15 protein-coding genes and 1 pseudogene are annotated in these 19,891 nt (G+C 72.6%); 10 read left to right on the top strand and 6 right to left on the bottom strand.

Annotation, left to right across the window (positions count from 1 at the left end; genetic code table 11):
* Position 1 precedes the first annotated feature (1 nt).
* A complete protein-coding gene (locus ACIBTV_RS03080; protein WP_396701724.1) occupies positions 2-1,126 on the bottom strand; it encodes an LCP family protein in 1,125 nt (374 codons plus the stop codon).
* A gap of 130 nt (positions 1,127-1,256) precedes the next feature.
* Here ACIBTV_RS03080 and ACIBTV_RS03085 point away from each other — a divergent pair, with 130 nt between their 5' ends.
* Together ACIBTV_RS03085 and guaA are read left to right on the top strand one after the other, a co-directional pair.
* The gene (locus ACIBTV_RS03085; RefSeq protein WP_396701726.1) at positions 1,257-2,954 is read left to right on the top strand and encodes an FAD-dependent oxidoreductase; all 1,698 of its coding nucleotides are present in this window, start codon (positions 1,257-1,259) and stop codon (positions 2,952-2,954) included.
* A 226-nt stretch (positions 2,955-3,180) separates the two neighbouring features.
* Positions 3,181-4,734, top strand: coding sequence for a glutamine-hydrolyzing GMP synthase (gene guaA / locus ACIBTV_RS03090; RefSeq protein ID WP_396701728.1), 1,554 nt, complete (start codon positions 3,181-3,183; stop codon positions 4,732-4,734).
* A gap of 7 nt (positions 4,735-4,741) precedes the next feature.
* On the opposite strand, the gene ACIBTV_RS03095 is transcribed toward guaA, so the two are convergent.
* A complete protein-coding gene (locus ACIBTV_RS03095; protein ID WP_396701730.1) occupies positions 4,742-5,104 on the bottom strand; it encodes a PspC domain-containing protein in 363 nt (120 codons plus the stop codon).
* Positions 5,105-5,248: 144 nt separating this feature from the next.
* Here ACIBTV_RS03095 and ACIBTV_RS03100 point away from each other — a divergent pair, with 144 nt between their 5' ends.
* From ACIBTV_RS03100 to ACIBTV_RS03110, 3 genes are all read left to right on the top strand, one after another.
* Positions 5,249-6,199: an NUDIX domain-containing protein gene (locus tag ACIBTV_RS03100; RefSeq protein ID WP_396701732.1), complete on the top strand. Its 951-nt coding sequence runs from the start codon at positions 5,249-5,251 to the stop codon at positions 6,197-6,199.
* A 150-nt stretch (positions 6,200-6,349) separates the two neighbouring features.
* Positions 6,350-7,252: an NUDIX hydrolase gene (locus tag ACIBTV_RS03105; RefSeq protein ID WP_396701734.1), complete on the top strand. Its 903-nt coding sequence runs from the start codon at positions 6,350-6,352 to the stop codon at positions 7,250-7,252.
* Positions 7,253-7,598: 346 nt separating this feature from the next.
* Positions 7,599-8,543, top strand: a complete 945-nt coding sequence (locus tag ACIBTV_RS03110) for a CDP-alcohol phosphatidyltransferase family protein (protein ID WP_396702056.1) — start codon at positions 7,599-7,601, stop codon at positions 8,541-8,543.
* Positions 8,544-8,605: 62 nt separating this feature from the next.
* Here the strand turns inward: ACIBTV_RS03110 and ACIBTV_RS03115 are convergent, their stop codons facing one another.
* From ACIBTV_RS03115 to ACIBTV_RS03125, 3 genes and pseudogenes are all read right to left on the bottom strand, one after another.
* Entirely contained in the window at positions 8,606-9,859 is a 1,254-nt protein-coding gene (locus ACIBTV_RS03115) for a phosphatidylserine decarboxylase (protein WP_396701736.1), read from the bottom strand.
* A gap of 535 nt (positions 9,860-10,394) precedes the next feature.
* A pseudogene (locus tag ACIBTV_RS03120) lies at positions 10,395-10,649 on the bottom strand (hypothetical protein); the annotation flags it as partial.
* Positions 10,646-12,631: a PspC domain-containing protein gene (locus ACIBTV_RS03125; protein ID WP_396701738.1), complete on the bottom strand. Its 1,986-nt coding sequence runs from the start codon at positions 12,629-12,631 to the stop codon at positions 10,646-10,648. The gene ACIBTV_RS03125 and the pseudogene ACIBTV_RS03120, both read right to left, overlap by 4 nt.
* A 227-nt stretch (positions 12,632-12,858) precedes the next feature.
* Here ACIBTV_RS03125 and ACIBTV_RS03130 point away from each other — a divergent pair, with 227 nt between their 5' ends.
* Together ACIBTV_RS03130 and ACIBTV_RS03135 are read left to right on the top strand one after the other, a co-directional pair.
* Positions 12,859-14,106, top strand: a complete 1,248-nt coding sequence (locus tag ACIBTV_RS03130; protein WP_396702057.1) for a PspC domain-containing protein — start codon at positions 12,859-12,861, stop codon at positions 14,104-14,106.
* Positions 14,107-14,108: 2 nt separating this feature from the next.
* The gene (locus tag ACIBTV_RS03135; protein ID WP_396702059.1) at positions 14,109-14,792 is read left to right on the top strand and encodes a response regulator; all 684 of its coding nucleotides are present in this window, start codon (positions 14,109-14,111) and stop codon (positions 14,790-14,792) included.
* Between the two features lie 179 nt (positions 14,793-14,971).
* Here ACIBTV_RS03135 and ACIBTV_RS03140 read toward each other — a convergent pair whose 3' ends face one another.
* Positions 14,972-15,706 carry a PIG-L deacetylase family protein gene (locus ACIBTV_RS03140; protein WP_396701740.1) on the bottom strand — a complete coding sequence of 245 codons (735 nt, stop codon included), beginning with the start codon at positions 15,704-15,706 and terminating at the stop codon, positions 14,972-14,974.
* Between the two features lie 424 nt (positions 15,707-16,130).
* Between ACIBTV_RS03140 and ACIBTV_RS03145 the strand changes: the two genes are divergently transcribed.
* From ACIBTV_RS03145 to ACIBTV_RS03155, 3 genes are all read left to right on the top strand, one after another.
* Complete coding sequence (locus ACIBTV_RS03145) at positions 16,131-17,768, top strand: ABC transporter substrate-binding protein (protein WP_396701742.1); 1,638 nt, start codon at positions 16,131-16,133, stop codon at positions 17,766-17,768.
* Positions 17,769-17,914: 146 nt separating this feature from the next.
* Positions 17,915-18,841 carry an ABC transporter permease gene (locus ACIBTV_RS03150; protein WP_396701744.1) on the top strand — a complete coding sequence of 309 codons (927 nt, stop codon included), beginning with the start codon at positions 17,915-17,917 and terminating at the stop codon, positions 18,839-18,841.
* A 72-nt stretch (positions 18,842-18,913) separates the two neighbouring features.
* Complete coding sequence (locus ACIBTV_RS03155) at positions 18,914-19,891, top strand: ABC transporter permease (RefSeq protein WP_396701746.1); 978 nt, start codon at positions 18,914-18,916, stop codon at positions 19,889-19,891.

The following is a 19,891-nucleotide window of genomic DNA, read 5'->3' on the forward strand; positions in this document are numbered from 1 at the left end:
GTCAGGCTTTCACCCGCAGGCTGGGGTTGGCCTTCAGGTACTGCTCGGCGCGGCCGGCGCGGAGCTCGGTGAGGAAGCGGCGGCCCACCGAGGTGAGTTGTTCGCCCCGGTAGGCGCCGCCGGAGCCGACGGAGGAGCCGGGCAGGCCGACCAGTGTGAACCGGTCCGCCGGCAGACCACCCAGGGCGTACGCGATGTCGACCACCCGCCGCCCGCCGACGTAGACCAGCGTGTCGCCGAGCGCGTCGACGACCTGCTGCACCCGGTCCGGATCGCGGGCCAGGTGCTGGTCGAGGATCTTCCGGACCAGCGCCCGGATCAGCTGCTGCTGGTGCCGTTGCCGGCTGTAGTCGCCGCCGGGGATGTAGCGCTGCCGGGCGTAGTCCAGCGCCTGCCAACCGGTCAGGTGCCGGTTTCCCTTCTCGTACACCATCTGCGGGCCGACGTAGCCGCCCGCGCCGGGCTCACGGTGGCGGCCGTCCGGCTGCCGGTGCCGCGACACGACCCGCTGGTCGACGGTGATGTCCACCCCGCCCAGGCTGTCCACCAGCCGGTCGAACCCGTTGAACGTGACCACCGCGCCGGCGTCGATACGCAGCCCGGTGTAGCCGCTGACGGTGCTGCGCAACAGCTCGTACCCCTGGGCGGTGTTCGGCTGCTTCGGGCGGCCCGGCACCCGGCTGCCGTAGCTCATCGCGTGGGTGAGCTTGGTCCGGCCGCCGCGGTAGCCGGCCTTCGGGAAGGCCGGGATGTCGACCACCAGGTCACGGGGGAGGGAGAAGAGGTACGCGCGGTCGAGCCCGCGCGGCACGTGCAGCACCAGCACGGCGTCCGCGTGGGGCTCCCAACCGGGCACGCTGACCCGGGTGTCCACGCCGACGAGCAGCAGGTTGAGCGGGCCGGTGATGTCCGCGCCCGGCGGCGGGGGTGGCGGGCTGGGCGAGGCGGTCGGCGTGCCGGCGGCGCTCGGGCCGGGCGGGGTGGACGGGGCGGCGCCGCGGTCCGGGGCGCGGTCGCCGAGCAGCCGGACCGCCACCACCCCGCCGGCCGTGACCAGCACGACCGCGGCGAGCAGCAGCACCCCGAACAGCCGGCGGCGGCGCGTCGTGCCTGACCCGAGCACCATCGCGGCCCCCTCTCCCCCAACCGGACGACGCGCTGACGGGTGTCTTCGGTTGTCCCGACGCCGGCAGGTGTGCATGATCACCCCTCGGTGACCTCTGGCGCGACGGCTACCGGCGAGTAATGATGCGGTGATGCGGTACGACGTGCTCGTCATCGGGTCCGGCTTCGGCGGCAGCGTCGCCGCGCTGCGTGCCGCCGAGAAGGGCCACACGGTCGGCGTGCTGGAGGCGGGGCGGCGCTTCGCCGACGACGAGTTCCCCCGGACGTCGTGGCGGGTGCGGCGGTTCCTCTGGGCCCCGAGGCTCGGCTGCTACGGCATCCAGCGGATCAACCTGCTGCGACCGGCCGACCGCCGGGCCGGTGGCGGGGTGCTGGTCCTCTCCGGGGCCGGCGTCGGCGGTGGCTCGCTGGTCTACGCGAACACGCTCTACGAACCGCTGCCCGCCTTCTACACCGACCCGCAGTGGCGGGACATCACCGACTGGCGTGCCGAGCTGGCCCGCCACTTCGACCAGGCGAAGCGGATGCTCGGCGTCACCACGTACCCCCGCGTCACGGGTGCGGACCGGGTGATGCGGGCGGTGGCGGGGCGGATGGGCGTCGGCGACAGCTTTCACGCCACCCCGGTCGGCGTCCACATCGGGCGGCCGGGGGAGCGGGTGGCCGATCCGTACTTCGGTGGGGCCGGGCCGGAGCGCACCGGCTGCACGCACTGCGGTTCCTGCATGACGGGGTGCCGGCACGGGGCGAAGAACACCCTGGTCAAGAACTACCTGTGGCTCGCCGAGCGGCTCGGCGCCCAGGTGCACCCGCTGACCAGGGTCACCGCCGTACGCCCCGATCCCGACGGCGGGTACGCGGTGCACACCGTACGCACCGGCGCCTGGCTGCGCCGCCGACGACAGGTGTTCCGGGCCGAGCAGGTGGTCTTCGCGGCCGGCGCGCTCGGCACCCAGCGGCTCCTGCACGAGATGCGGGCGACCGGGGCGCTGCCCGCGCTCTCGCCCCGGTTGGGCGAGCTGACCCGCACCAACTCGGAGGCGATCCTCGGCGCCTCGGTGCCCCGCCGGCGGGCCCGCGCGCGGGGTCTCGACTTCACCGACGGCGTGGCCATCACCAGTTCGTTCCACCCCGACCCGCAGACCCACGTCGAGCCGGTCCGCTACGGGCGGGGCTCGAACGCGATGGGGCTGCTCCAGTCACTGCTGGTCGACGGCGGGCCGCACCGCGTCCGCCGCTGGCTCGCCACGCTGGCGCGGCAGCCGCGCCTGGCGGCCCAGATGCTCTCCGTCCGCAACTGGTCGGAGCGTACGGTGATCGCCCTGATCATGCAGTCGGCGGACAACTCGTTGACCACCCGGCTCCGGCGGGGCCCGCTCGGCCGCCGGCTGGTCTCCGGCCCCGGACACGGCGTGCCGAACCCGACCTGGATTCCCGCCGGCAACCAGGCGGCCCGGCTGCTGGCCGAGGAGATCGGCGGCGTGCCCGGCGGAGCGTTGACCGAGCCGTTCGACATCCCGATGACCGCGCACATCCTCGGCGGGGCGGTGATCGGGGCCACGCCGGAACAGGGCGTGGTCGACCCGTACCACCGGGTCTTCGGGTATCCGGGGCTGCACGTGGTGGACGGGGCGGCGGTCTCGGCCAACCTCGGCGTGAACCCGTCGCTGACCATCACCGCCCAGGCGGAGCGGGCGCTGTCGTTCTGGCCCAACAAGGGTGAGCCCGACCCCCGCCCCGCGCCGGGCACCCCGTACCGCCGGCTGCCGCCGGTCCCGCCGAGAAACCCGGCAGTCCCCCCGACCGCCCCCGCCGCCCTAGCCCCCTGACCCAGCCCCCTCCCGCCCCGCCCCCGCGCCACGCCGCGTTCCCGCCCCAGCCCCGGCGACCTTCAGTGTCGGCCCGCGCGATGTGACGCTGCTCCCGATTCACCCGGGTAGAAGGTGCAAGATCGCGCGCTCCCGCCGCGCGAAGCGCGGGGGGAGGGCGGGTAGGGGTTCGCGGAGCGGCGGGGCGGCTCGGGCTCGGTTGTGACTGTCGGTAGGCTTTCTGCACATGAGCACGCCTCGCCCCGTCCTCGTGGTGGACTTCGGAGCCCAGTACGCCCAGCTCATCGCGCGCCGTGTGCGCGAGGCGAACGTCTACTCGGAGATCGTGCCGCACAGCATGCCCGTGGCCGACATGCTCGCGAAGAACCCGGCCGCGATCATCCTCTCCGGTGGCCCGTCGAGCGTCTACGCGCCCGGCGCCCCCCAGATCGACGCCGGCGTGTTCGACGCCGGGGTGCCCGTCTTCGGCATCTGCTACGGCTTCCAGGCGATGGCCCAGGCGCTCGGCGGCACGGTGGCCCACACCGGCAACCGCGAGTACGGCGGCACGCCGCTGCACGCGCGTCCCGAGGCCGGCGTGCTGCTCCGTGACCTCCCCGACGACCTGCCGGTCTGGATGAGTCACGGCGACTGCGTCACCGAGGCCCCGGCCGGGTTCACCGTCACCGCCGAGTCGGCGGGCGCACCGGTGGCCGCGTTCGAGGACCTGGTCGGTCGGCGGGCCGGGGTGCAGTTCCACCCGGAGGTCGGGCACACGGCGCACGGCCAGGAGATGCTGACCCGGTTCCTCTACGACATCGCCGGCATCGAGCCCACCTGGACGCCGGAGAACATCATCGACGAGCAGGTGGCGCGGATCCGCGAGCAGGTCGGGGAGAAGGAGGTCATCTGCGGCCTCAGCGGCGGTGTCGACTCCGCGGTCGCCGCCGCGCTCGTCCACAAGGCCGTCGGCGACCAGCTGACCTGCGTTTTCGTGGATCACGGCCTGCTGCGGGCCGGTGAGGCCGAGCAGGTCGAGAAGGACTACGTGGCCGCCACGGGCATCAAGCTCAAGGTGGTCGACGCCCGGGAGCGGTTCCTCGGGGCGCTGGCCGGGGTGACCGACCCGGAGCAGAAGCGCAAGATCATCGGCCGGGAGTTCATCCGGGTCTTCGAGGCCGCCGCCCGGGAGATCGCCGCGCACGGCGACGTCGAGTTCCTGGTGCAGGGCACCCTCTACCCGGACGTGGTCGAGTCCGGCGGCGGCACCGGCACCGCCAACATCAAGAGCCACCACAACGTCGGCGGCCTGCCGGAGGACCTGAAGTTCGCCCTGGTCGAGCCGCTGCGCACGCTCTTCAAGGACGAGGTCCGTACGCTCGGCCTCCAGCTGGGCCTGCCCGAGGCGATGGTCTGGCGGCACCCGTTCCCCGGCCCGGGTCTCGCCATCCGGATCATCGGCGCGGTCGACGAGGAGCGCCTCGCGGTGCTCCGCAAGGCCGACCTGATCGCCCGCCAGGAGCTCACCCTCGCCGGCCTCGACCGGGGGGTCTGGCAGTTCCCGGTCGTGCTGCTGGCCGACGTCCGCAGCGTTGGTGTGCAGGGTGACGGGCGCAGCTACGGGCATCCCGTGGTGCTGCGCCCGGTCTCCAGCGAGGACGCGATGACCGCCGACTGGTCCCGGCTGCCCTACGAGGTGATCGCCAAGATCTCCACCCGGATCACCAACGAGGTGGCCGAGGTCAACCGGGTGGTCCTGGACGTGACGAGCAAGCCGCCGGGCACCATCGAGTGGGAGTGAGCGCGGCTCACGCCGCCGGGGGCGGGGTCGGCCGGGCGGTCGGGTAGGTCGCCGTCGGGGCGTACGCCGGCTGGGTCGGCTGTGGCGCGGGCCCGGCGGCGGACGGCGGGCCCTGGGGCGCGGCGCCCGTCGGGTGCGGCCAGGCGGGCGCGCCCGCCGGCTCCTCGGGCATCAGGAACCACATGATCGGGTACGCGATCAGCGCGACCCCGCCGGTGAGCAGCCCGGTGACCGCGAAGATCACTCGGACCAGGGTGGGGTCGACGGCGAAGTAGCGGCCGACCCCGCTCGCGACGCCGGCCACCATGCGGTCGGTGGTGGGTCGACGCAGCTGCTTGTAGGGAGCGTGGGGAGGAGTCGTGGCTGTCATGTCTCCACGGTCCGCGCCGGGCCGCCCGACGGCCTCGGTGACCGCCCGGATCCCTACCCTGACCGCCCCCTGAGCCGGCAGCGTTGAGTCAGGAATCTGACTCTTTTCGATACCGGTAACCCGCCCCGGGGAGAATTTTCTCCCGTGACCACCACCCTGACGCCGCTGCGCAGGATCGCGGCATACGCAGTTTGTGTCGATTCGCACGACCGGGTCCTGCTGGTTCGCGCCTCGACGCGCTCCGGCACGCCTGGCACCTGGTCGTTGCCGGGGGGTGCGGTCGACCACGGCGAGGACCCGAACCACACCGTCGTCCGGGAGACGGCCGCCGAGACCGGCCTCTCGGTGACCGTCACCGGCCTGCAGGACGTCCTGGCCGACATGCGGGCGCTGCCCGAGCGGGGCATCACCATCCACACCGACCGGCTCGTCTACCGGGTCTCGGTGCGCGGCGGGACGCTCACCGACCGGGTCGAGCGGCCGACCGACCTGGCCCGGTGGTTCACCCGCGCGGAGGCGGCCCGGCTGCCGCTGCGCGCCTTCACCGCGCGGGCCCTCGACCTGCCGGCGTCCTCGGCCGACGTGGTGCCCGACGAGCCGCCGGAGTTCCCCTCCTTCTACGCGGTTCCCGGGCCGGACGGCCTGCACCGGGCGCAGCGCTTCGCCGCGTACGCGGTCTGCACGGACCCGGAGGGTCGCGTCCTGCTGACCCGGGTCGCCGACGGCTACCCGGGCGCCGGCTGCTGGCACCTGCCCGGCGGCGGCACCGACTACGGCGAGCAGCCGGGCGCGGCGCTCATCCGGGAGCTGGTCGAGGAGACCGGGCAGGCCGGCCGCCTCGTCGAGCTGCTCGGGGTGGCGAGCCACCGGGACGCCGCCTCGCTCGGCCCCGAGGGTTACCCGATCGACTGGCACGGCGTACGCGCCTTCTACCGGGTCGTCGTCGACCAGCCGGCCCCGCCTCGGGTCGCCGACGTCGGCGGCTCCACCAGTGAGGCGCGCTGGTTCGCCCCGGCCGAGCTGGGCGCGCTCCCGGCCGAGCGCCTCACCGAGGTGACCGCCGAAGCCGTCCAAGCCGCCCGCCTGACCCCCTGACTCTCCGCCCGCCCTCCGCCCGTCTCCCGGCCCGCCCCTGTCTGCCCTCGTTGATCATGAAGTTATTGTCGGGACACGCCGGCATGGACGGCGATAACTTCATGATCGACGGGTAAGAGCGGGCGGGACGGACGCGGGTGGGGGCCAGGGATGCGGCAGCGGCGACGGGTGGGCGCGTACGGGGTCTGCCGGCGGGACGACGGGCGGGTGCTGCTCGTCCGCGGCTCGGCGAGCGCGCAGTTTCCGGGCATCTGGCAACTGCCCGGCGGGGGCGTCGACCACGCGGAGCATCCTGTGCACGCGGTCGTCCGGGAGGTGACCGAGGAGACCGGTCTGACCGTCGAGGTCGCCGGGCTGCGCGCGGTGGTCGCCGACGTCATCCCGTTCCCCGCCGCCGACGTGGCGCTGCACACCGACCGGCTCGTCTTCGACCTGACCGTGGTCGGGGGAGCGTTGCGCGACGAGCGGGCCGGCACGACCGACGAGGCCCGCTGGTTCACCACCGACGAGGCGGCCGGCGTGCCGCTGATGCCGTTCACCGCCGAACTGCTCGGCCTGCCGGTCGCCCCGCTGCCGGCCAGCGCGGCGGGGCCCGCCGCCTTCCCGGAGCAGCCGGCCGACCGCCGGCTGCGCTTCGGGGCGTACGGGCTGGTCACCGACCCTGCCGGTCGGGTGCTGCTCACGATGATCGCGAAGGGCTACCCGGGCGCGGGCCGGTGGCACCTGCCGGGCGGTGGGACGGACCACGGTGAGCAGCCGGTGCCGGCTCTGCTGCGGGAGCTGGTCGAGGAGTCCGGTCAGCTGGGCCGGGTGACGGAGCTGATCGGGGTGGACAACCTGCACAACCCGGCCGCGTTCGGCCCCGAGGGGCGACCGCTGGACTGGCACGGCGGGGTCGTCTACCGGGTGACGGTCGACGTGCCGACCGAGCCGCGGGTCACCGAGCTGGCCGGCGGATCGACCGCGGAGGCGGCGTGGTTCGCGCCCGATCAGGTCGACGGGCTGCGCCTGTCCGAGATCGCTGCCTGGTCAATGGGACGACGGGTCGGATAGCCCCCACCGACCGAGCCGACATCGACCTACTCCGGTACAGTCGGGACGGGGAATGATGGAGTAACGGGCGATGACGCCCGGGATGGGAATAAGAGAGCGATTCGCGCGGTTTAAGGGAGATATAAGGACCGCCGACAGCTATCGCCAAGCCCCTCCCCCCTATGCAATGGTGTACTCCGCCACAACGGCTGCCGGGCCGGAGAAGGTCCGGCACGAGACAGCCGGACACCCGCCGACCACGGCGGTCAGCCGATCCGGTGATGGAGGAAACGTGCCGAGAGCCCCTTGGCGCCGGCGTCGTACGACCGACAGTCCGCGCCCCGCTGGGCGTCGCTGGGCCGGCCCGCTGCGCCGGAGCAGCACCTTCGCCCGGCAGGTGCTGCTGGTTCGGGTAGGCCGCCGCGACGGCGACCCGTCGGGCGTCACCGACGTGGCGCTGCCGGAGCCCCGCTACACCGAGCGGCGCCGCCGTCGCTACGGCCTCGACCGGTTTAACCGCCCCGGCCTCGACCGGATCGCCCGGGCCGATATCGACGCGGTCATGCCGGTCAGCCCGGCTCTCGCGCCGGTGGTGGAGCCCGACGAGGAGACCGGGCGGTCGATCCCCCTGCTCCCGGGTGAGCGCACCGCCACCCGCCGGATGAAGTTCGCGCTGGTCAACGCGTGCACCCTGAGCAGCCTGCTGCTGGGCATGCTGGCCATCTTCCTGGCGATGCAGGGCGAGGTGCAGGTCGCCGCGCTCTGCCTGATCGCCTGTGTCGCGTTCGACGGGCTCGACGGGGCGCTGGCCCGCAAGCTGGGCGTCGCCAGCCCGTTCGGCGCACAGATGGACTCGCTGGCCGACATGTGCTCGTTCGGCCTCGCCGCGCCCGTGGTGGTCTACGCCTCGCTGGCCGGCTCCGTCTCGACGGCGGCCGCGGCGGTGGCCTGCGCCCTCGTCGCCGCCTGTGCCGCCATCCGGCTGGCCCGGTTCAACGTCTCGCCGAAGGACGGCCGGTTCTTCTGCGGAGTGCCCACCACCATGGCCGCGGCGGTGCTCGCGGTGACCGTGGCGATCCGCCTGCCCGTCCCCGGGCCGGTGCTGCTGGCCGGGGTGGCGCTGCTCGCGTTCGCGATGGTGTCCAGCTTCCCCTACGCGAAGCTCGCCCGGCTGGTGAAGCTGCCCCCGTGGCTCTGGCTGGCCCCGGTGGTCGGCGCGCTGGTCGACGTCCGGCTCACCTTCGCACTGATCGTGGTGGGCTACCTGGTCAGCGGGCCGGTGCTCTGGCTGCGCCAGCGTCGCGCCGCCTGACCCCGTACGCGAAAAGAAGGGGCGCCGCAGCCGCGGCGCCCCTTCTTCGTGTCCGGTGTCAGCTAGCTCCAGCGGGCGATGACGGTCGAGCCGCCCACGACCTTGTCGCCCGGGCCGACCAGCGGCTCCGCCGCCTCGGCCGGCAGGTAGACGTCCGTCCGTGAGCCGAACCGGATCAGCCCGAAGCGCTCGCCCTTGGCCAGCAGCGCGCCGATCGGTGCCCGCTGCACGATCCGCCGGGCGATCAGCCCGGTGCGCTGCGCCACCACGACGGTGCCGCGCGCCGTGTCCAGCACCGTGTAGGCCGCCACGTTGTGCTCGGCGTCGGGCTTCATGGCGTTGACGAACCCGCCGTCCGCCACGAAGTAGTCGACGACCTTGCCGGCCACCGGCGCGCGGTTGACGTGCACGTCGAGCACCGACAGGAAGACCGCGATCCGCAGCCACTCACCGTCGCCGAAGCGCTCGTCGTGCAGCCGCTGGACGGACAGGACCTGACCGTCCGCCGCGGCCACGACGGCCGACGGGTCCTCGGGGATGTCCCGTTCCGGGTCGCGGAAGAACGCCGCGACCGGGCCGGCGGCGAGGGCGGGCAGCAGCCAGAGCTTGGACTTCGGGCGGGCCAGCCGGGCCAGGGCGGCCAGGCCCAGGCTGATGCCGGCGGCGGCCACGCCGTTGGAGTCGATGTGCATGGTCCGGGTCAGCGGCACGCTGGACGGCCGGTGCGCCGGTGCGAGGCGGTCCGCCGCGGCCGGACTGGCCGGCGTGAACCGCAGCCGGTGGAGGCGCACCGGCGGGGTGTTACGGACCACCAGGTCCGTGCCGACGCCGTACAGCGCGCCCTGCCGTCCCAGCTCGGCCGCCGCGCCGGCCGTGCGGCCGGGGGTCGCCGCGGTCGCCACGCTCAGCACCGCACCGTCGGCGAGGAACTTCGTCAGACCCTCGATCGCCGTACGGGTCTCCTCGGCCGTGCCGAGGAACGGCTCCGCGGCGATCACGACCTCGGCGGCCTCAGCTTCGGCGAGGGCGTCGACCACCCGGACCCGGTCGGCGACCCACCGGCCCTGGGCGGTGACGTGCTCACGCAGCGCGGCGGCGGACGACCCGTCGGCCGGCACGACGGTGAGCCGGTCGCCGGGCAGCAGCGCCTCGATCGCCGCGGCCAGCGCCGCGGACTGCGGGTCCGCGCCGACCAGCAGCGCGGCCTTCGGGTCGTTGAGCCGGGCCAGCTCGGTGACGAGGGTACGGGCGGCTCGCTCGCCGATGCGGACCGGACCGGGCCGGCCGGGGGTGGGCACGGCGGGGGACTGGGTCATGTCGGACGGGCTCCTGACAGGGTAGACACGGGAAGCGCGACGGAGGCCCCTCGGCGGCACGGGGTCGGCCGGTGAGGGCGGATCCTCCACCGGCCAGCATAGGCGGGCGTACACGCCCACCGCACCGCCGCCGGCCGGGGCGGCGGCCGTACCTCGACCGTCCGCCCACGTCGGGTGGAGCCGGCGCTCAGCGCTCGGGCCGCGCCGTCGGTTCGTCGGAGCCGCGACTGATCGGCTGGGTCGGCTCCTCGTCGTCCCGGCCGATTTCCCGCGTCGGCTCCTCGTCGCGGCCGATCTCCTGGGTCGACCGGTCGACCTGCCAGGCCGGGTGGATCCCGCCGGTGGTGGCCGGCGGCTCAGTGGACCCGAGTCCCGGTCCCGGGGCCGTGCCGGACGGCTGCGCCCAACCCGCCTCCCAGATGGGCGGCTCGACCTCGCCGGCCGGCCGATCCGTGCCGGTCCCGGGCACCCCGGCACCCGAGGAGGGCGCCGTGGCGTCGAGGGGCGGGCCGGCGCCCGACATCGGTGCCGGAACGTCGGCGGGCAGGCCGGAGGTGGGGTCGACCACCGGTGCGCCCGGCGCGCCGGGCGCATCCTGGGTGGCGTACCGGCCGGAGCGGAGCGCGCCGACCAGACCGAGCACCCCGATGAGGATCAGCGCGCCGGCCAGGAACCAGCCGACCGGTGGTAGTGCGAGCCCGAGCAACTGGGCGGAGAGCCACCAGGCGGCGAGGGCCAGGAAGATCAGCCCGAAGGCGAACGAGACGAGGTCGGTGCGGTGGGCCTTCACCGGGTCACCTCCAGGTTGCCGGCGTTGACGTGGATGGACAGGCGGAGCGTCCCGCCACCGGCCCCGTCCGGACCGAGGTCGGTGATCTCCCGGGACCGCCCCGCGGGTCCGGCGAAGTGCCGGCCGAAGATCCGCGCGTCACCGGCGTTGACGTCGGCCACCGTGGTCACGTCGACGTTCGGCGGGACCACGACCGTGGCCTTCCCGAAGTTGATCGCGACGCTGATCTCGGTGTTCCGCTTGTTGAAGTCGATCGTCCGCAGGTCGAGCACCGCGTCGCCGAAGCTGTTCTCGTAGCGGTCGGCGAGATCCTGGTAGTTGGCGGGCGCCCAGGTCACCGCCCCGTCCACGCCCCGGACCCGGTCGTACGACTCGGCCACCGTCCCCACGCCCAACGCGGCGGCGGTCACCACGCCGAGCGCGATCAGCCAGCGGGCCCGACCGAACCAGGTGCCGACGAGCAGCCCGAGACCGATGGTGGCCAGGGCCGCGGCGAAGTACGCCGACGCGCCGACGTCGAACACGTTGAGCAGGTCGAGGACGGCGACCACGCCCAGGGCCAGGAAGATCAGCGAGAAGGTCACCGCGCCGAGCGGGGAGCGTTCCTTCGGCCGCTTCGGCGGCTTCGCCGGCTTCGTGGGCTTGGGCGGCGGGTAGGTGGACTGCGACGCGTACGGGCCGTGCGGGGCGAACGGCGGCCGGTAGCCGGCCGGTGGCAGCGGCGCGGCCGGCGGATAGGCCTGGCCCGCCGGAGGCGCGCTCGCCGGCATCGGCGCGGGTGACGTCGCCGACCAGGCGGAGGCGGTCGTGGGTGCGCTGGGCCAGCCGGCCGTGTCACCGGTGCCCGGCGCCCAGGCCGGCAGCTGGGCGGTGGCCTCGGCCGGCTGTCCGGAGACCGGCGCGGGAGTCGGTACCGACGCGCCGCCGGAGACGGGGACCCCACCGTGCGGAGCGCTCCCCCCGTGCGGAGCGCTCACGGGGTGGCCGGCGCCGGGGGGCGTCGACGCCGGAACCACACCGGGCGCCGCCGCCGCGAGGCCACCGGCCAGGTCGGCGGTCGGCGGCGCGGCGAAGCGGTCCGGGGCCGGGTAGGCGACCGGCGGCACCGGGCCGGGCGGCGCACCGGACACCGGGCCTGCCTGCGCGGCGGCCTGCGGCACCCGGTTCGGCCGGTTGAGCAGCAGCGCGCCCCCGATCAGGATGGCCGCGCCGAGCAGCACCGCCCGGAAGGCGTCGGTGACGATGTAGCCGAAGCCGACCGCGACCAGGATGCTGAGCACGATCACGGTGACCGGGGACATGCTGGACCGCCCTCGGCCGAGCATCGACTCGACCGGCGACGCGGTGTCGCCCTCACCGGGGATGGTCAGCCACGCGGCGACGTACACCAGGATGCCGATCCCGCCGAAGAACCCGAGCACGGCGAGCAGCACCCGCCAGAGCACCGGGTCGGTGTTGGTGGCGCGGCCGATGGCCGCGCAGACGCCGGCCAGGTAGCGCCCGTCGCGGGGCCGGACGAGGCCGTAGCGCGAGGTGAAGCCGGTGCCGCCGGGCGGCGGGCCGGCCGTGGCACCGGGCTGCCCGCCGGGTGGCGGCGGGGTGCCACCGGCACCGCCGGCACCACCGGGCACGCGGTCGCCGTACCCGAAGGGAGCCCCGAAGTCCGGTCCGCCCGGAGCGCCCGCGCCGAAGCCCGGGCCGCCCGGGGCGGTGCCGCTCGCGGTGTCGCCGGACCTCGCCGCGGGCCCTGGGCCGTAGCCGGCGGGGCCCGACAGGGGGTCGGCGGTGTGGGGCGTGGTGTCCGAGGTGCCGGCCACCTCGGCGGGGTTCGTCGGGCCCGGCTCGGCGGGCTGCGTCCCGGTCGGGGCCGCCGGCGGGGAGGCGGGGACGGCCGGGCCGGTGGACGCGGGTGGCGCGGGTGGCGGTGGTACACCCGGCTGACCCGCCGGCGGGCGGGGCGGCTGGGCAGCTTCCTCGGTCATGCCTTCGATCCTGCGTCCCCGGCCGCCCGAGCGGCCTCAGGACCCGACCCTGACGCCACCCTGAGATCCCGGCCGCCGGAATGTCGGGGGCGTCCCCGTGGTCGGTGGGTGGCAGAGCGTGTGACGATCGAACCCGGTGCCGGTCCGCGCCGGCCCCGGCCGGCCCGCCGTCGCCGGACTCGGGGGCGCGACTCGCGCCACGCCGCACCTGACCAGGGGGTTTTCCGATCACCACCGCAAGCCCGCCGCCGCGCCTCTACCGCGCCCCGGAGCATCGGATGGCCGCCGGGGTGGCCGCCGGCATCGCCGACCATCTGGGCATCTCGGTGCTGCGGGTACGCGTCGCCTTCATGGTCCTGCTCGGGCTGAGCGGGCTCGGTCTGCTGCTCTACGCCGCCTTCTGGGCCGTGGTGCCGCTGCGGCCCGGCGATCCCGGGGTGCCGCCCCGCCGGGACGTGGCCCAGCTGCTGCCGTTCGTCGCGATCGGCCTCGGGGTGCTGCTGGTCCAGGTGATGGTCTTCGACTCGGTGGGCGCCGCGGGCACCGCCGGCTGGCTGGTGGCGATCATCGCGGTCGGTGCCGGCGTGATCTGGCACCAGTCAGCGCCGGAGCGTCGCCGGCAGTGGGGCGAGACGTTGCCGGTGCCCTGGCTCGGCGCGGTGGTCGAGGAGAGCGACCGGCGGGCCTTCGTCCTGCGTTTCATCGGCGGCGGGGTGCTCGTCGCGGTGGGGATCATCGGTGTCGCCGCCGTCTACTCGCCGGCGCAGAACTTCGACGCGGTGATCAACGGCGTGATCTTCGCGCTGGTGGGCCTCGCCGGTGTGGGCGTGGTCGCGGCGCCGGTGCTCTGGCGGACGTACAACCAGCTGCGGTCGGAACGTGAGGGGCGCATCCGCGAGCAGGAGCGCGCCGAACTGGCCGCGATGGTGCACGACCAGGTGCTGCACACCCTCGCCCTGATCCAACGCAACGCCGCCGACGTGAAGACCGTCCAGCGGCTGGCCCGGGGGCAGGAGCGCTCGCTGCGCAACTGGCTCTACAAGCCCACCGCGTCCCCGACGGAGCGGCTGGCCGCGGCGCTGGAGCAGGCCGCGGCAGAGGTCGAGGACACCTTCGCGGTCACGGTCGAGGCGGTCGTGGTCGGTGACCGGGAGACCGACGAGCGGGTGGGTGCGCTGGTCGCCGCCGCCCGGGAGGCGTTGGTGAACGCCGCCCGGCACGCCGGGGTGCAGACGATCTCCCTCTACGCCGAGGTCGAGCCCGATCAGGTCAGCGTCTTCGTGCGGGATCGGGGGAAGGGCTTCGACCTCGATACGGTGGAGGACCACCGGCACGGCGTCCGCGGTTCGATCATCGGGCGAATGAAGCGGCACGGCGGCCGGGCCGAGATCCGGTCCGAGCCGGGGGAGGGGACCGAGGTTCGGTTGATCCTGCCGATCTCCCGGGACTCGTCGAACGCGGAAAGGGACAGATGACGATGGCCGATCAGATGGAGCCGGTCGACGAGGCGGGTGCGCGCGCCGAGCGGCTGCGGGTGTTCCTCGTGGACGACCACGCGATGTTCCGCGCGGGCGTACGCGCCGAACTCGGCGCGCACGTCGAGGTGATCGGCGAGGCCAGCACGGTGGCCGAGGCGGTGAGCCGGATCGCCGCCACGACTCCGGACGTCGTCCTGCTCGACGTGCACATGCCGGACGGCGGTGGTCGGGCGGTGCTGGAGGCGATGCGACGTACGCACCCGGAGGTCAAGTTCCTGGCGCTGAGCGTCTCGGACGCGGCGGAGGACGTGATCGGGCTGATCCGGGCCGGCGCCCGGGGCTACGTCACCAAGACCATCTCTCCGAACGAGCTGACCGCGGCGATCCGCCGGGTGGCCGACGGCGACGCGGTGTTCAGTCCCCGGCTGGCCGGCTTCGTGCTGGACGCGTTCGCGGCGCGCCCGGACGCGCCGGTCGCCGACCCGGAGCTGGACCAGCTCACCAACCGCGAGCGTGAGGTGCTGCGACTGCTCGCCCGGGGTTACGCGTACAAGGAGATCGCCAAGGAGCTCTTCATCTCGATCAAGACGGTCGAGACGCACGTGTCCAATGTGCTGCGCAAGCTGCAGATGTCCAACCGCTACGAGCTGTCACGGTGGGCCGCCGACCGCCGGCTGGTGTGACGAACTCCCCTCCTCGCGCAATTGGGACAGATGGCGCGGCCACCGTACTGGTGATGCGCGGCAGCAGGGTCCGCTTCACCGCCTGATCGAACAGCACTCGGCCCCGGCATCCACGAACTCGGATGCCGGGGCCGAATGCTGTCCGGGCGGGGGTGGCGGTGGGAGGTGCGGCGCGGGCGTCACTCGGTGCGCAGCACGGTGAACGCCTCGGCCAGCCGTCCGGGCGGCAGCCCGGCGGTATCGGCGACGGTCGTGAGCCGGTCCCGGATCCAGGGCTCCACGTCGAAGTGCGCGGTCTGCGACCGGTGCGCGCGCAGCGCGGCGACCTTGCGGTCGAACCGGTCGGTGACGTCGACCGTGTGGTCCGGCCCGGGCCCGCCGGCGTACCAGACCTCGCGGACCACCCAGGGCTCCAGCCCTTCGGCGAGGAGTTCCGGGTGCGCGAACCGGTTGCGGGCGTCGGGGTAGATGGCGCAGGTGGTGGCCTCGCCCACCGCCAGGTGGTCCGGATGGCTGGGGCCGGTGAGCTGCTCCCAGCGGCGCAACGGCGAACTGGTGAGCACCCGGTCGGGGCGGAACCGGCGGATCGCGGCGGTGATGTCGCGGCGCAGCGCCAGGGTCGGGGCCAGCGTGCCGTCCGAGTGCCCGTCGAGGAACTCGACCTGCCGGACGCCGACCGCCGCGGCGGCGGCGCGCTGCTCCGCCTCACGCAGCCGGGGCATCTCCGCCCGGTCGGTGTCATCGAAGCCGCCCGAGTCACCCCGGGTGGCGACGAGGTAGGCGACCTCGATACCCTCATCCACCCAGGCGGCGATCGTCCCCGCACAGCCGAAGTCGACATCATCCGGATGGGCAAAAACGGCCAGTGCGCGAACGACGTCGGAGAGCACTGGAGCGGAGGCGGGAAAGCTCACAGGACCTGAGCGTACGCGTCGAGCGCGACTGTGGCGGGACCATGTCCTACCTGCTCAGAGCGGTATGAGACACGCGGTTCGTGATCTTTTCTCAAGTATCGGCAACGTGGCGGCCAACTAACGGCTTGATAACGGCACCTTCACGGAAGCGGCCGGTGAGTGTCACAGTGGCAAGCACCTCGCCCCCGGTGCGAGGCACTCCGTACGGCTCGAAGGCCACGCCCGCTGCTCTCGCGACGGTCCGTGGCTGGGCAAACGTGCGCGGTGCCGAGTCCCGAACGGGTGGGGTAGCCCGGCGGATCGGTACATGGGTGTCCCGATTTGGCAGTGGTTTCGGCGACCCCTGACCGGTCGCCTTGGCGTCACCCCCAGACGTGCGTGAAACCCACGACGGAACCAGGTTAGAAAGAGGAGGCCCCTCGGAATGAGAGTCTCGAAGCGAACGGGTAGCGCGATCGCGCTGGGCGCGGCAGTCGCGCTCATCGCGTCGGGCTGCTCGGGCAGCGACAGTGGCGGCGACGCCAGCAACAGCGCCGACGGCGCCATCGTCATCGACGGCACCCAGCCGGAGGTTCCCCTGGTTCCGGCGAACACCACCGAGACCGGTGGTGGCGCGATCATCGACTACCTGTGGACCGGCCTGGTCGAGTACCCGAACAACGGTGGCGCGCCGCAGAACGCCGTCGCGGAGTCGATCACGACCACGGACTCCAAGGTCTACGAGATCAAGATCAAGAAGGGCCTGAAGTTCCACGACGGCACCGAGGTCAAGGCCGCGAACTTCACCAAGGCCTGGAACTGGGCTGCGTACTCGCCGAACGGCGCGCAGAACTCCAGCTTCTTCTCCGACATCGCCGGCTTCGAGGACGTCCAGTCCGTGGACCCGGACGACGACGGCCCGAAGCCGGCGCCGGAGCCGAAGGCCAAGGAGCTGTCCGGCCTGAAGGTCGTCGACGACTACACCTTCCAGGTCACCCTCGGCGCCCCGACCGCGGTGTTCCCGACCAAGCTCGGCTACAGCGCGTTCGTGCCGCTGCCGGACGTGTTCTTCACTCAGAAGCCGGACGAGTTCGGCCGCAAGCCGATCGGTAACGGCCCGGTGAAGTTCGTGTCGTGGGAAGACGACGTCTCGATCAAGCTGACGCGCTTCGACGACTACACCCTGCGCGACAAGATGAAGATCAAGGACGTCGACGTCAAGCTGTACCAGCAGGACACGGCGGCCTACAACGACCTGCTCGCGGGCAACCTCGACTTCCAGCAGCAGGTCCCGCAGTCGGCGCTCGCCGGTGACAAGTGGAAGACCGACCTGGGTGACAAGGCCATCCAGTCCGTCACCCCGTCGACCGGCATCATCGCCTTCCCGACCTACGACCCGCGCTTCAAGGACCCGAAGCTGCGCAAGGCCGTCTCGCTGGCGATCAACCGCCAGGAGATCACCGAGAAGATCTTCTTCGGCAACCGCGTTCCGGCCGACAGCTGGGCCAACCCGCTGACCCCGGGCGCCAAGGAGAAGAACTGCACCATCTGCGCCTACAACCCGGACGAGGCCAAGCGGCTCCTGGCCGAGGCCGGCGGCTTCCAGGGCGAGATGGTCTTCTACTACAACGCGGACGCCAGCCACAAGGAGTGGATGGAGGCCGTCGCGCAGAGCGTGAAGAACGTCCTGCAGATCAACGCCCGCGCCGAGGGCATGCCGACCTTCGCAGTCTTCCGTGAGCAGATCAACGCCCACAAGATGAAGGGCCCGTACCGCGCCGGTTGGCAGCAGGACTACCCGGACGTGGAGAACTGGGTCAACCCGCTCTACGTGACCGGTGGTTCCTCGAACGACGGTCTGTACAGCAACCCCGAGGTCGACGCTCTGGCCAAGGAGGCGAGCGGCGCTCCGAGCCTGGAGGCCTCGCACGCCAAGTTCGCCGAGGCTGTCGCCAAGATCGACCAGGACGCCCCGTCCATGCCGATCTACTTCCAGGGCCAGCAGTCGGGCCACTCGGACAAGATCAAGAAGGTGGAGCTGACCAACGTCGGCGAGATCGACATCACCTCCGTCGAGCTCTGATCCGAACGGTCACGGTCTGACCCAGGTCGGGCTCACCTACAAGGTGAGCCCGACCTGGGGCCGTTCCGCGAGGGGTGCAAAATACCCCTCGACACGTCGTCACGCGTGTCGGTCGCCGACGCGCCCCCTGTCTGGAGGACCACCCCATGGGCCGTTATCTGTTGAGACGGCTGCTCCAACTCGTCCCGGTCTTCATCGGAACGACATTCCTGATCTACTGGCTGGTCTGGTCGGTGCCCGGCGACCCCTTCGCCGGCAAGTGCGGCGAACGCCCGTGCCCGCCCGGATTCGTCGCGATGATGACCGAGAAGTTCCAGTTGGACCAGCCCCTCGTGGTGCAGTACGCCAACTACATGAAGAACCTCTTCCAGGGTGACTTCGGTACCACCTTTGGCGGCCGCTCCATCAACGACATCATCGCCACGGCGTACCCGAACACGCTGAAGCTGGCTCTGGTGGCGCTGGCGATCGAGGCGATCATTGGTCTCACCGCCGGTGTCGTGACGGGCCTGCGGCGTAACGGCTTCCTGGACAACCTGGTCCTGGTCTCCACGCTCTTCCTCATCGCGCTCCCGATCTTCGTGATCGGTTTCGTGCTCCAGTGGGTGCTCGGTGTGCAGTGGCACATCGTCGAGCCCACGGTCTCCAACGAGATGCGGCTCTCCGAGCTGATCGTCCCCGGCTTCGTGCTGGGTAGCGCCTCCATGGCGTACATCGCCCGGGTGGCCCGGACGAGCATCGCCGAGAACCGCCGCTCCGACTACGTGCGTACGGCGATCGCCAAGGGCCTGCCGATGCGCCGCGTGGTGGGCGTGCACCTGCTCCGCAACTCGCTGATCCCGGTCGTCACCCTGCTCGGCACCGACCTCGGTGCCCTGATGGGCGGCGCCATCGTCACCGAGGGCATCTTCCAGATCAACGGCATCGGTCGCGTCGTGTACCGGTCGATCGTCACCAAGGAGAGCGCCACCGTGGTCTCCGTCGTGGTGATCCTGGTGCTCGTCTATCTTCTGATGAACCTGCTGGTGGACCTGCTGTACGCCGCCCTTGACCCGAGGATCCGCTATGAGTGAGCGCCGCGAACGAATCATCAACGCAGCGTGCCGGGCCACTCAGGCCGGCACCGAGCGGAGCGAGGTGGCGGCATGAGTGACCCGAGCACCGCATCGATCGTCTCGACACCACCGGCGCACCAGCCCACCGAGATGGGTGGCCCGACCAACGCCGGCCTGCCGGAGAACGCCCGCCGGGAGAAGCCCCGTGGCCTGCTCGGCGACGCGTGGCGGGACCTGCGGCGCAAGCCGCTCTTCTGGCTCTCCGCGAGCTTCATCGTGATCTTCGTGGTGATGGCGGCCTTCCCGTCGCTCTTCACCTCGGCCAGCCCCGACTACGGAGAGCTGAGCAGGAGCCTCGGCAAGCCCTCGGGCGACGCCTGGTTCGGCTACGACATCCAGGGCCGCGACGTCTTCGCCCGGACCATCTACGGCGCCAACGCCTCCATCGTGGTGGCGCTGCTCTCGGTCTTCGGCACGCTGCTGATCGGCGGCACGATGGGCATGATCGCCGGCTACCGCGGCGGTTGGGTGGACGCCGTCCTGTCCCGGATCGCCGACGTCTTCTTCGGCCTGCCGTTCGTGCTCGGCGCGATCGTCATCCTGACCACGTTCAACGGGTCGGGCACCAGCAACAGCGAGTGGAAGATCAAGTTCCTGGTCATCGCGTCGCTCGTCGTGCTGAGCTGGCCGGTGGTCATGCGGCTCATGCGTTCCTCGGTGCTCGCCACCAAGGAGGCCGACTACATCGTCGCGGCCCGGGCGCTGGGTGCCGGCACCGGCCGGATCATCATCAAGCACCTGCTGCCGAACTGTCTGGCACCGATCCTGGTGTACGGCACGATCATGGTCGGCTCGTTCATCGGCGCCGAGGCCACGCTCTCGTTCCTGGGCGTAGGCCTCAAGTCGCCGGTGGTCTCCTGGGGCATCATCATCAACGAGGCGCAGAACCTGATCCGGGTGGCCCCGTACCTGCTGTTCTTCCCCGCCGCGTTCCTCGTCGCCGCCGTGCTGAGCTTCGTGATGCTCGGTGAGGCGGTCCGCGAGGCCCTCGATCCGAAACTCCGCTAG

The organism is Micromonospora sp. NPDC049366 (assembly GCF_044466625.1).
Lineage (GTDB): Bacteria > Actinomycetota > Actinomycetes > Mycobacteriales > Micromonosporaceae > Micromonospora.